The organism is Nocardioides sp. B129/18 (assembly GCF_055282735.1).
Genome location: NZ_JBUZJI010000006.1, coordinates 96,496 through 108,998 on the forward strand (window position 1 = coordinate 96,496; position 12,503 = coordinate 108,998).

Genomic DNA, 12,503 nt, shown 5'->3' on the forward strand with positions numbered 1-12,503 from the left:
CCCCACGCCTGCGAGGGCCGCTCCCGTCGTCGACGGGAGCGGCCCTCGTGCGTGTGGGGCCCGTGTGATCTCTGCGCTTCCCTGCGTGGTCCTGCGTGATCGAGCGCACCCCGAGACGCGGTGGCGCACCGTGCGGGCGGCGGCGACACTGGTGCCATGACCCCGGGCAAGGACCGCCTCGGCAAGGCCGAGATCACCAAGGACGCCGTGCAGAGCACGGTCGAGGCGACCGCCGGCACCGTCGGCCAGGTCGCGGGCATCCTGACGAACGCCGTGAAGGACGTCGCCACCGCCATCGGCGACCTCGCCACCGAGGTCTTCGAGATCCGCGACACCGCCCGTCGCGCCGCCGACGACCAGATCGACGACGAGCCGACCCGCTAGACGCCGCTGCTCGACGCCTGCGCCGGCACGCCCGCGCCGACGTCCATCCGCACGTCCGCGCTGCGGAACGTCGCGAGACGTCGGGCGCCGTCGAGCCACCCCAGGGGGCCGTCGGCGGCGAAGGACCACGTCGAGCGGCCCGGTCCGGCCCGTCCGGATCCGGTCAGCTCGCCGAGCACCGCTGCGGGATGGGCGTCGATCGGCGGCTGCCAGGTGGCACCGCGGAACCGGGTGCGCGGCACCAGGCGCGAGGCGTCGCGGAACCGGGCCGTCACGATCGGCGCGCCGTCCGGCAGCCGCGCCGACCACGAGGCGATGCCGAGCGGCCCGTGGCGACGCTCGTCGTGCTCGAAGGCGCACGGCTGCTTCGGGATCGCCCACAGCGCGCGTCCGCCGGCGATCGAGGCGGGGGAGTCGACCCAGATGTCGGTGATGCTGACGCGTCGACCGTGGGGCCCGGCGTCGACCAGGCGTCCGGCCAGCACCTCGCCGTAGGTGAGCGGGCTGCCCTCCTCGTAGCGCACGAACGCGACGCCGTAGACGCCTGCCGGACGCAGGTCGTCGACGGCCTCGCGCAGCCGGAACAGCGACATCCACAGCTGGGCGCGCATGCGCCAGGGCGCCGGCGGGTACGGCGCGTCGGGGGAGGGGGACACGCCCCGCATCCTGGCCTCGCCCGCGCCGCGGCGTCCAGGGCGACGCCCGGATCGGCGCTCAGTCCTCCGGGTCGTCCAGGCGCGCCAGCCAGGTGGCGAGCCGCTCGACGGCGGTCTCGAACTCCGGGTGGGTGTCGACGAAGCCCTGCAGCTGCTCGGCCAGCCAGGCCAGGGAGACCTCCTCGTCGCCGCGGCGACGCACCAGCTCCTCGATGCCTCGATCGGTGAAGTACATGACGACCTCCGGTGGGATGCGCGACGGCGGCCGCCCCCGTGGGGGACGGCCGCCGTCAGGGTCTTGGACTCAGGCGAACGCCCGGTCGAGCAGGTCCTTCTGCTCGGCCGTGTGCCGCTTGATGGTGCCGACGGACGGGGACGACGACGCGGCGCGGGCGACGACGCTGACCTGGGCGTCGACGTTCGGCCACACGTTGAGCGCGTAGTGCGGCCACGGGCCCATGTTCTCCGGCTCGTCCTGCACCCAGCGCACCTCCTTGAGGTGGGGGTAGCGGGCGATCTCGGCGCGGATGTCGTCGATCGGACGCGGGTAGAGCTGCTCGACGCGGGCGATCGCGAACTGCTCGCCGTTCTCCCGCTTCGCGCGGTCGACCATGAGGTCCCAGGTGACGCGGCCCGAGCAGACGAGCAGCGTGGTGACCTTCTGCTGGTCGGCCTCGGCGTCGCCGATGAAGGGACGGAAGGAGCCGGTGGTGAAGTCGGCCGGCTGCGAGGCCGCCTCCTTGCGCTTGAGCATCGACTTCGGCGTGAACACGATGAGCGGCCGGTGCGCGGCGCCCAGGGAGTGCTGACGCAGCAGGTGGAAGTGCGAGGCCGGCGTGGAGGGCTGCGCCACGACGAACGCCTCGTCGGCGGCCATCTGCAGGAAGCGCTCGATGCGGGCCGAGGAGTGGTCGGGCCCCTGGCCCTCGTAGCCGTGCGGCAGCAGCAGCACGACGCCGGAGTCCTGGCGCCACTTGGTCTTGCCCGAGGAGATGAACTCGTCGATCACCGTCTGCGCGCCGTTGACGAAGTCGCCGAACTGCGCCTCCCACAGCACCAGGGCCTCGGGACGGGCCACGGAGTAGCCGTACTCGAAGCCGAGCGCCGCGTACTCCGAGAGCAGGGAGTCGTAGACGTGGAACTTGGCCTGCTCCTCGGTGAGGTTGGCCAGCGGGGTCCACTCGTCGGCGTTGGTGCGGTCGATGATCGTCGCGAAGCGCTGGACGAACGTGCCGCGGCGGGAGTCCTGGCCGGCGAGACGGACCGGCCGGCCCTCCATGAGCAGCGAGCCGAAGGCGAGGATCTCGCCGGTGCCCCAGTCGATCGGGCCGTCGGTGATCGCCGCGGCGCGACGCTGCAGCTGCGGCATCACCTTCGGGTGCACCGTGAAGCCCTCGGGCGGGGTGACGTAGGCGTCGGAGATCCGCTTGAGCACCTCGGGCGCGACCGCGGTGACGGCCTCGCCGGCGGGCTTCTCGGGGTAGTCGGGGACGGTGGTCCACTCCGAGGGCTGGCCGGTGGCCTCGCGCACCTCGGTGAAGACCCGCTCCAGCTGCTGCTGGTAGTCGCGCAGGACCTGCTCGGCCTCCTCGATCGTGATGTCGCCACGACCGATGAGGGACTCGGTGTAGAGCTTGCGCACCGAGCGCTTCTGCTCGATGAGGTCGTACATGAGCGGCTGGGTGTAGCTCGGGTCGTCGCCCTCGTTGTGACCGCGGCGGCGGTAGCAGACGAGGTCGATGACGACGTCCTTGTGGAAGGCCTGGCGGTACTCGAAGGCCAGGCGGGCCACGCGGATGCAGGCCTCGGGGTCGTCGCCGTTGACGTGGAAGATCGGCGCCTGCACCATCCGCGCGACGTCGGTGCAGTACAGCGACGAGCGCGACGCGCCGGGCGAGGTGGTGAAGCCGACCTGGTTGTTGACGACCACGTGGATCGTGCCGCCGGTGCGGTAGCCGCGCAGCTGGGAGAGATTGAGCGTCTCGGCCACCACGCCCTGGCCGGCGAACGCGGCGTCGCCGTGCACGAGCACGGGCAGCACCGGGAAGCCCTGGCCCTGGTTCAGGACGTCCTGCTTGGCGCGGGCGATGCCCTCGAGGACGGGGTCGACGGCCTCGAGGTGCGAGGGGTTCGCGGCGACCGACACCTTGACGTGCTCGCCCTTGCCGCTGGTGAACTCGCCCTCGGCGCCGAGGTGGTACTTCACGTCGCCGGAGCCCTGCACGGTGCGGGGGTCGATGTTGCCCTCGAACTCCCGGAAGATCTGGGAGTAGCGCTTGCCGACGATGTTGGCCAGCACGTTGAGACGACCGCGGTGGGCCATGCCGATCGCGACCTCGGAGAGCGACGCCTCGGCGGCGGCCTCGCAGATCTCGTCGAGCACGGGGATGGTGGTCTCGCCGCCCTCGAGGCTGAAGCGCTTCTGGCCGACGAACTTGGTCTGCAGGAAGGTCTCGAAGGCCTCGGCCTGGTTGAGCTTGAGCAGGATGCGCAGCTGCTCCTCGCGCGGCGGCTTGCTGTGGGGGCGCTCGACGCGCTCCTGCAGCCAGCGACGCTGCTCGGGATCCATGATGTGCATGTACTCGATGCCGGTGGTGCGGCAGTAGGAGTCGCGCAGGATGCCGAGGATGTGGCGCAGCTTCATGAAGCGCCGGCCCTCGCCGCCGAAGGAGCCCGTGGCGAACTCGCGGTCGAGGTCCCACAGGGTCAGGCCGTGGCTCTCGACGCGCAGGTCGGGGTGGCTGCGCTGGCGGTACTCCAGCGGGTCGGTGTCGGCCATCAGGTGGCCGCGCACGCGGTAGGCGTGGATCAGCTCGAGGATGCGGGCCTGCTTGCTGATCTCGTCGTCGTGCGAGGTCGCGATGTCGGCCGACCAGCGGATCGGCTCGTAGGGGATGCGCAGCGAGCGGAAGATCTCGTCGTAGAAGTCGTCGCCGCCGAGCAGCAGCTGGTGCACGCGCTTGAGGAACTCACCGGACTGCGCGCCCTGGATGACGCGGTGGTCGTAGGTGGAGGTCAGCGTCATGACCTTGCTGATGGCGTTGCGGGCGATGGCCTCCTCCGAGGCGCCCTGCCACTCCGGCGGGTACTCCATGGCGCCGACGCCGATGATGGCGCCCTGGCCCTTCATCAGGCGCGGCACCGAGTGGTTGGTGCCGATGCCGCCGGGGTTGGTGAGCGAGATCGTGGTGCCCTGGAAGTCGGTGACCGCGAGCTTGTTGTCGCGGGCCTTGGTGACGATGTCCTCGTAGGCGGTCCAGAACGCGGCGAAGTCCATGTTCTCGCAGGCCTTGATGGCCGGGACGAGCAGCTGGCGCGAGCCGTCGGGCTTCTGGAGGTCGATGGCCAGGCCCAGGTTGATGTGGGCCGGGGTGATGAGGTTGGGCTTGCCGTCGACGACGTCGAAGCCGACGTTCATCTCCGGCATCGACTTCACCGCCTGCACCAGCGCGTAGCCGATGAGGTGGGTGAAGGAGACCTTGCCGCCGCGCGCCCGGGCGAGGTGGCTGTTGATGACGATGCGGTTGTCCCACAGCAGCTTCACCGGCACGGTGCGCACCGAGGTGGCGGTGGGGACGGTGAGCGAGACGTCCATGTTCTGGGCGGTGCGGGCGGCGGCGCCGCGCAGGACCGTCAGGGAGGGCTCGTCGCTGGCCTGGCTCGGGGCGGCCGGGCGGGCGTCCTTCGGGACGGGGGAGCTGGTGCCCTTGGACGGCTCGGCGGCCTTGGTCTCGGGGCGGGGCTTGGCGACCGCTGCGGCCGGGGCGGCGGCAGCGGGGGCCGGGGCGGCGGCAGCAGGCGCGGCGGGCGCAGCCGGGGCAGCCGGGGCGGGCGTGGTGGCCGGTGCGGGCGCGGCGGCCTGCGGGGTCACGGCAGCAGCGCCGTTCGAGCTGGCGTGGGAGGTGCCGTTCGAGCTGGCGTCGGACGCGGCGGTCGGCGCGCCGTTGGCGCGGAAGTACGCCTGCCAGGCGGGGTCCACGGAGGCCGGATCGGCCTGGAACCGGTCGTACATCTCCTCGACGAGCCACTCGTTGGCTCCGAAGTCGGCGGTGGTGTCCGTCGTCGTGGTGGGGGACTGGTTGCCAGGGGTTTGCGGCACGACTTGCTTCGCCTCTTCCGGATGAGCGCGCGTTCGGGTGGATGGCCGCCCTCAACGTTAGTCCCCCGGAGGCCCCGATGCCGAGGCTGGGGTCGCTATTCGAGCCAGGTGTCGCCAAGCGCACATCCGAGGTCGCCGGACGGCGTCGGCCGCAGGTCCGGCGGTCGCCGGCGCAGCGCCCCCGGGACGACGAACGGCGAGCCGCGCGTGCGACTCGCCGTGTGGCGCCCTCGGCAGGATTCGAACCTGCGACACCTGGTACCGGAAACCAGTGCTCTATCCCCTGAGCTACGAGGGCAACGCGTCGGACCCTACAGGCCCGCGGAGTCGGTGCCGAATCCGGTCCCGGGCGTCGGCTCAGACCGCCACCGGCACGTGCTCGTAGCCGCGCAGCACCCGGGTGCTGCGTCGCTGGGGCGTGCCGTCCAGGCGCAGGTCCGGGAACCGCTCGAGCAGCATCTGCAGCCCGACGCGTCCCTCCAGACGGGCCAGGCCCGCGCCGAGGCAGAAGTGGACGCCGGAGGAGAAGGCCAGGTGCCGGTCGGCGTCGGCGCGGGTGACGTCGAAGAGGTGCGGGTCGGCGAAGACGGCGGGGTCGCGGTTGGCGCCGCCGAGGTAGACCAGCACGCCCGTGCCCGCCGACACCGGGGTCCCGCCGACCTCGGTGTCGCGGCGCGCGCCGCGGAAGGTCAGCTGCACGGGGGAGTCGTGCCGCAGGGTCTCCTCGATCGCGCCGGCGGCGAGGGCGGGGTCGTCCTGGACGGCGGAGCGCTGGTCGGGGTGCTCGTCCAGGCGCGCCACGGCGTTGCCGAGGAGGTTGACGGTGGTCTCGAAGCCGGCGCCGAGCACGAGCAGCGCGATGCCGCGCAGCTCCAGGTCGGTGAGGTCGTCCTCGGGATCGCTCTGACGGGCGGCGAGGTCGCTGAGGAGGTCCTCGCCGGGGTGGCGGCGCTTGTCGGCGAGGTGGACGTCGAGCCACTGGTGCAGGGCGCGCAGCGAGCGCTCGGCCCGCCGGTTCTGGCGCCAGGTGAGGCCGGGGTCGAGGGTGATGGCGGCGTCGTTGCCCCACGCGAGAAGCTGGCGGTGCATGTGCTCGGGGATCCCGAGGATCTCCGCGATCACGGCCACGGGCAGGAGCGCCGCGTACTCCTCGACGAGGTCGAAGCGGCGCACGCCGCGCCGCTCGAGGTCGTCGAGGAGCCGGGTGGCGGTGCCGACGACGCGGCCCTCGAGGCGGGCGACCTCGCGGGCGGTGAAGGCGCGGGTGACCAGGCGCCGGTAGCGCCCGTGGAGCGGCGGGTCGACGGCGAGCATCGACGGCGGGTCGACCGGGCCGGCGGCCCAGGGGTCGAGGGTGCGCACGAAGATCCGCTGCAGGCGCGAGGGCAGCTCGAGGGAGACGCCGAACGCGTCGCTGCGCAGGATCTCGGTGGCGGCGGCGTGGTCGACGGTGCCCATGAGCATCCGGCCGTGCACCAGCGGTCCGCCGCGCTCGGCGGCGCTCGCGCGCAGCTGCTCGTAGACCGGGAACGGGTCGGCGCGCAGCACCGGGTCGACGACCAGCCGCGACATCGGCTCGCCCTGGCGGGCCGCCGAGGAGATCGCGGCGCCGGGCAGCGCGTGGCCCAGGGCCCACCGCAGGTTCGAGCGCACCTCGCGCACCGGACGCTCCGCGAGCGCGCCGAGCGGACCGAGGACGGGACGCAGCAGCGGCGCGAGGGCCGGGGGGACGACGGTGGTCGCGCGCTCGGTGCGCTGGTCGGTGCTGCTCATGACCTCGACGCTAGCCGCGGGGCGGCGTCGTGGCATCCGTCCACGGTCGGCAAACCGGTTCGGCTCCGGCCCCTCGCCGCCGATAGGCTCGGGGGGTGACTCCAGAGCAGCTCTCCACCGCGATCGTGCACGTGCTGACGACGCTGACGGAGCGGGGCGACCTCGCCCTGCCCGACGGCGTCCCGACGAGCGTCACGGTGGAGCGTCCGCGTCAGAAGGGTCACGGCGACTACGCCACGAACGTCGCGCTGCAGCTGGCGAAGAAGGCGGGCACCAACCCGCGGGCCCTCGCCGAGCTCGTGCGGGCCGGCCTGCTCGCGACCGACGGCGTCGCCGAGGTCGAGATCGCCGGGCCCGGGTTCCTCAACGTCACCGTCGAGGCGGGCGCGCAGGGCCAGGTGGCCGCCGACGTCGTCGCCGCCGGGGCCGCCTACGGCCGGGGCGACGCGCTGGCCGGCATGAGCATCGACGTCGAGTTCATCTCGGCCAACCCCACCGGACCGCTGCACCTGGGCCACACCCGCTGGGCGGTGCTGGGCGACGCCCTGGGCCGGGTGCTCGCCGCCGCGGGCGCCGAGGTCACCCGCGAGTTCTACATCAACGACCGCGGCGTGCAGATGAACCACTTCGCCGACTCCCTCATCGCCTCCGCGCTGGGCGAGCCGGTGCCGGCCGACGGCTACCAGGGCGGCTACATCGACGACCTCGCCGTGCAGGTCGGCCAGGAGCGCCCCGGCATCTTCGACCTCTCCGCCGACGAGCGGCGCGCCGCCGTCCGGGAGGTCGGCTACGCCCTGCAGCTGCGCCAGCAGCAGGAGCAGCTCGAGCGGTTCCACACCCACTTCGACGTCTGGTTCTCCGAGCTCTCCCTCCACGAGTCCGGCTCGGTGCCCGAGACCCTCGCGCGGCTCAAGGACCTCGGCCACGTCTTCGAGCAGGACGGCGCGCTGTGGATGCGCACCACCACCTTCGGCGACGACAAGGACCGCGTCCTCATCAAGTCCGACGGCGAGCTCACCTACTTCGCCTCCGACACCGCCTACTACCTCAACAAGCGCTCGCGCGGCTTCGACCACTGCATCTACCTGCTCGGCGCGGACCACCACGGCTACGTCGGTCGGCTGCGGGCGATGGCCGCCTGCGTCGGCGACGACCCCGACGTCACCCTCGACGTCATGATCGGGCAGATGGTGAAGATCCTGCGCGACGGCCAGGAGCTCAAGCTCTCCAAGCGGGCCGGCACCATCGTCACCCTCGAGGAGCTCGCCGACGAGATCGGCGTCGACGCCCTGCGCTACTCCCTGGCGCGCTACCCGGCGGACTCCCCGCTGACCCTCGACGTCGCCGAGATCACCAAGGCGTCCTCGGAGAACCCCGTCTACTACGTGCAGTACGCCCACGCACGCACCTGCCGGATGATCGCCAACGCCACCGAGCTGGGCATGGCGCTGCCCGGCGACGACTTCGACCCCTCGCTGCTCTCCCACGAGCGCGACGGCGAGCTGCTGCGCGCGCTCGCCGAGCTCCCGCGGGTGGTCGCCTCGGCCGCCGAGCTGCGCGAGCCGCACCGCGTGGCCCGCTACCTCGAGGACACCGCGTCGGTCTTCAACAAGTGGTACGACACCAAGGAGTGCCGCATGCTCCCGCAGGGCGACGAGCCGGTCACCCCCGCCAACCTGGCGCGGCTGACGCTGGTGCACGCCACCCGCACCGTCCTCGCCAACGGCCTCGACCTGCTCGGCGTCACCGCGCCCGAGCGGATGTGAGCGGGGGAGCGGCATGACCCACGAGGCCGGCTGGGCGCACGCGCCCGGCGCCCTCCGCGGCCCCGCCTGGCTGCGCGAGCCCGAGGACGTCAACGCCCTGATGCCGCGGCTGTGGTCGCGCACGGCCGCCAAGGCCGACGGCGTCCTCGCCGTCGGCGGCGTGCCCCTGCCCGACCTCGTGGCCGAGCACGGCTCGCCGGCCTACGTGCTCGACGAGGACGACTTCCGCTCCCGCGCCCGCGGCTTCCGCGACGGCTTCGCCGGCTACGACGTCTACTACGCCGGCAAGGCGTTCCTCTCCACCGCGGTGGCCCGGTGGATCGAGGAGGAGGGCCTCTGCCTCGACGTCTGCTCGGCCGGCGAGCTGCTCGTCGCCGAGCGCGCCGGGTTCCCGATGGAGCGGGTGGAGTACCACGGCAACAACAAGACGCTCGCCGAGCTCGAGCGCGCCGTGCGCCTGCGCGTCGGACGCATCGTGCTCGACTCCTTCGACGAGATCGAGCGGCTCACGCGCGTCGCCGCCGACCTCGGCACGACGGCCCGCGTGATGATCCGCGTCACCGCGGGCGTCGAGGCGCACACCCACGAGTACATCGCCACCGCCCACGAGGACCAGAAGTTCGGGTTCTCGATCGCCTCGGGCGACGCCTTCGAGGCGGCGCGCCGCGTGCTCGCCGCCCCCGGGCTGGAGCTGCGCGGCCTGCACTCCCACATCGGCAGCCAGATCTTCGTCACCGACGGCTTCGAGGTCGCGGCCCGCCGCGTGCTGGGCCTGCTGCGCCGCGTCGCCCAGGAGCTCGACGCCGTGCTGCCCGAGGTCGACCTCGGCGGCGGCTTCGGCATCGCCTACACCAGCCAGGACGAGCCGGCCGAGCCCGCGCACCTCGCCGCGGGCCTCACCGGCATCGTCGAGCACGAGTGCCGGGCGCTGGGCATCGACGTCCCGCACCTCTCCATCGAGCCCGGCCGCGCGATCGTCGGCCCCTCGATGTGCACCGTCTACGAGGTCGGCACCGTCAAGCAGGTGCGGCTGGACGGCGGCTCGGCGCGCACCTACGTCAGCGTCGACGGCGGCATGAGCGACAACATCCGCACCGCCCTCTACGACGCCGACTACTCCTGCACGCTGGCCTCCCGCGGCTCCGAGGCGCCGCCGGTGCTGGCCCGCGTCGTCGGCAAGCACTGCGAGGCCGGCGACATCGTCGTGCGCGACGAGTTCCTCCCCGGCGACGTCCGTCCTGGCGACCTCCTCGCGGTCCCGGCCACCGGCGCGTACTGCCGCTCGATGGCCTCGAACTACAACCACGCCCTGCGTCCGCCGGTGATCGCGGTGCGGGACGGATTCGCGCGGGTCGTCGTCCGCCGCGAGACTGAGGACGATCTGCTGGCGACCGACGTGGGTGATGACTCGTGAGTGAGGGCGACAAGCGCCGCCTGGGCGTGGCCGTGCTGGGCTGTGGCTCGGTGGGCTCGCAGGTGGTGCGCCTGCTCCTCGAGCAGGCCGACGACCTCGAGGCCCGCATCGGCGCTCGTGTCGAGCTGCGCGGCGTCGCCGTGCGGCGCCTCGACGCCCCCCGCGAGATCGAGGTCCCCGCGGGCCTGCTCACCACCGACGCCCAGGGCCTGGTCACCCGGCCCGACGTCGACGTCGTCGTCGAGGTCGTGGGCGGCATCGAGCCGGCGCGCTCGCTGATCCTGGCCGCGCTGGAGTCCGGCGCGAGCGTCGTCACCGCCAACAAGGCGCTGCTGGCCGAGGACGGCGCGACCCTGTTCGAGGCGGCCGCCAAGGCCGGCCGCGACCTCTACTACGAGGCCGCCGTCGCCGGCGCGATCCCGATCCTGCGGCCGCTGCGCGAGTCGCTGGCCGGCGACCGCGTCACCCGCGTGCTCGGCATCGTCAACGGCACCACCAACTTCATCCTCGACAAGATGGACACCTCCGGCGCGGGCTTCTCCGAGGCCCTCGAGGAGGCCCAGGAGCTCGGGTACGCCGAGGCCGACCCCACCGCCGACGTCGAGGGCTTCGACGCCGCCGCCAAGGCCGCGATCCTGGCCTCGCTGGCCTTCCACACCCGCGTCACCGCCTCCGACGTGCACCGCGAGGGCATCGGCGAGGTCACCGCCGCCGACGTCGCCTCCGCGCGCGACATGGGCAGCGTCGTCAAGCTCCTCGCCATCTGCGAGCTGCGCGCCGACGAGCACGGCGAGGAGGCCGTGGCCGTCCGCGTCCACCCGGCGATGATCCCGCGCTCCCACCCGCTGGCGTCGGTGCGCGAGGCCTACAACGCGGTGTTCGTGGAGTCCGAGGCCGCGGGCCAGCTGATGTTCTACGGCCCCGGCGCCGGCGGCTCCCCGACGGCCTCGGCCGTCCTGGGCGACCTCGTCACCGTCGCGCGCAATCGGATCGCCGACACCCGCGGCGCGGGGGAGTCCGCCTACGCCGACCGCCCGGTCCTGCCGATGGGGCACACGCGCACCCGCTACCACGTCGCCATCGACGTCGACGACCGCGCGGGCGTGCTGGCCGCCGTCGCCACCGCGTTCTCCGAGCACGATGTGTCCATCCAGACCGTCCGCCAGGAGGGCCGCGGCCAGGACGCGCAGCTGGTGGTGGTCTCCCACGAGGCCACCGACGCGCAGCTCGCCGCCACGGTCGAGCACCTGCGCACCATGGACATCGTCCGCGACGTCACCTCGGTGATGCGGGTCGAAGGAGGGGACGAGTGACCGACCAGCGACTGATCGACCAGCAGCGGGCCACCCATCAGTGGCGCGGCGTGATCGAGGAGTACCGCGAGCTCCTCGACATCCCCGAGGGCATGGAGGCCGTCACGCTGCGCGAGGGCGGCACCCCGCTGGTGCACTCCGCGTGGCTCTCCGGCCTCACCGGCGGCTCGGTGCACCTGAAGGTCGAGGGCGACAACCCCACCGGCTCCTTCAAGGACCGCGGCATGACCGCCGCGATCTCCCTGGCGCTGCACGAGGGCGCGAAGGCCGTCGTCTGCGCCTCCACCGGCAACACCTCCGCGGCGATGGCCGCCTACGCCGCCAAGGCCGGGCTGACCCCGCTCGTGCTGGTGCCCGAGGGCAAGATCGCCGCCGGCAAGATGGCCCAGGCCATCGTCCACGGCGCGCAGGTGATCATGGTGCGCGGCAACTTCGACGACTGCCTGGCCATGGCTCGCGGCCTCTCGCAGGCCTATCCCGTAGCCCTGGTGAACTCGGTCAACCCGGTGCGCCTGGAGGGTCAGAAGACCGCCGCGTTCGAGATCTGCGACTTCCTCGGCGACGCTCCCGACTACCACCTGCTGCCGGTCGGCAACGCCGGCAACATCTCGGCCTACTGGCTCGGCTACACCCAGTACCTCGAGCTGGGCCGCATCAGCCGTCGTCCGGTGATGCGCGGCTTCCAGGCCGAGGGCGCGAGCCCGCTGGTCACCGGCGAGCCGTTCCCGCACCCGGAGACCAAGGCCACCGCCATCCGCATCGGCAACCCCGCCTCCTGGCACCTGGCCGAGAACGCCGCCAAGGAGTCCGAGGGTCGCTTCGCCGCCGTCAGCGACGAGCAGATCCTCGCCGCCCAGCGCGAGCTGGCCCGCAAGGACGGCGTGTTCGTCGAGCCCGCCTCGGCCGCCGGCATCGCCGGGCTGCTGCAGGAGCTCGCGGCAGGGGAGTCCTACGCCGGCGCGACGGTGGTCGTCACCGTCACCGGTCACGGCCTCAAGGACACCGCCACCGCGCTCGAGGGCGTCGGCCCGCTGGTCGACGTCGTGGTCGACGCCGACGTCGACGACGCCGCCCGCGCGGCCGGACTCGTCTGATCCG

General features: G+C 72.9%; 9 protein-coding genes and 1 tRNA gene. 5 read left to right on the forward strand and 5 right to left on the reverse strand.

Annotated features, from left to right (window positions below; all coding sequences use genetic code 11):
- Positions 1-156: 156 nt before the first annotated feature.
- Complete coding sequence (locus ACZDWJ_RS06445; RefSeq protein ID WP_463520107.1) at positions 157-384, forward strand: hypothetical protein; 228 nt, start codon at positions 157-159, stop codon at positions 382-384.
- Here ACZDWJ_RS06445 and ACZDWJ_RS06450 read toward each other — a convergent pair.
- The 5 genes from ACZDWJ_RS06450 to ACZDWJ_RS06470 all read right to left on the reverse strand — a co-directional run bounded on the left by ACZDWJ_RS06450 (position 381) and on the right by ACZDWJ_RS06470 (position 6,912).
- Positions 381-1,040: an acetoacetate decarboxylase family protein gene (locus tag ACZDWJ_RS06450; protein ID WP_463520108.1), complete on the reverse strand. Its 660-nt coding sequence runs from the start codon at positions 1,038-1,040 to the stop codon at positions 381-383. The genes ACZDWJ_RS06445 and ACZDWJ_RS06450 overlap by 4 nt on opposite strands.
- A gap of 58 nt (positions 1,041-1,098) precedes the next feature.
- A complete protein-coding gene (locus tag ACZDWJ_RS06455; protein ID WP_463520109.1) occupies positions 1,099-1,275 on the reverse strand; it encodes a DUF6104 family protein in 177 nt (58 codons plus the stop codon).
- A 69-nt stretch (positions 1,276-1,344) separates the two neighbouring features.
- A complete protein-coding gene (locus tag ACZDWJ_RS06460) occupies positions 1,345-5,139 on the reverse strand; it encodes a multifunctional oxoglutarate decarboxylase/oxoglutarate dehydrogenase thiamine pyrophosphate-binding subunit/dihydrolipoyllysine-residue succinyltransferase subunit (RefSeq protein ID WP_463520110.1) in 3,795 nt (1,264 codons plus the stop codon).
- Between the two features lie 222 nt (positions 5,140-5,361).
- Positions 5,362-5,437, reverse strand: a tRNA-Arg gene (locus ACZDWJ_RS06465).
- A 59-nt stretch (positions 5,438-5,496) separates the two neighbouring features.
- Positions 5,497-6,912 carry a cytochrome P450 gene (locus ACZDWJ_RS06470; protein ID WP_463520111.1) on the reverse strand — a complete coding sequence of 472 codons (1,416 nt, stop codon included), beginning with the start codon at positions 6,910-6,912 and terminating at the stop codon, positions 5,497-5,499.
- A 95-nt stretch (positions 6,913-7,007) separates the two neighbouring features.
- Here ACZDWJ_RS06470 and argS point away from each other — a divergent pair, with 95 nt between their 5' ends.
- Genes argS through thrC form a run of 4 tightly spaced genes read left to right on the forward strand, consistent with a single transcriptional unit; the run spans position 7,008 to position 12,499 of the window.
- The gene (gene argS / locus ACZDWJ_RS06475) at positions 7,008-8,678 is read left to right on the forward strand and encodes an arginine--tRNA ligase (RefSeq protein WP_463520112.1); all 1,671 of its coding nucleotides are present in this window, start codon (positions 7,008-7,010) and stop codon (positions 8,676-8,678) included.
- Between the two features lie 13 nt (positions 8,679-8,691).
- Positions 8,692-10,092 (forward strand): diaminopimelate decarboxylase, encoded by a 1,401-nt coding sequence (gene lysA / locus ACZDWJ_RS06480; RefSeq protein WP_463520113.1) that lies wholly within the window; start codon positions 8,692-8,694, stop codon positions 10,090-10,092.
- On the forward strand, positions 10,089-11,405 hold the full coding sequence (locus ACZDWJ_RS06485; protein WP_463520114.1) for a homoserine dehydrogenase: 1,317 nt from the start codon (positions 10,089-10,091) through the stop codon (positions 11,403-11,405). Before lysA ends, ACZDWJ_RS06485 begins: the two co-directional genes overlap by 4 nt.
- Positions 11,402-12,499, forward strand: a complete 1,098-nt coding sequence (gene thrC, locus ACZDWJ_RS06490) for a threonine synthase (RefSeq protein ID WP_463520115.1) — start codon at positions 11,402-11,404, stop codon at positions 12,497-12,499. The genes ACZDWJ_RS06485 and thrC overlap by 4 nt, the downstream gene beginning before the upstream one ends.
- Positions 12,500-12,503 lie beyond the last annotated feature (4 nt).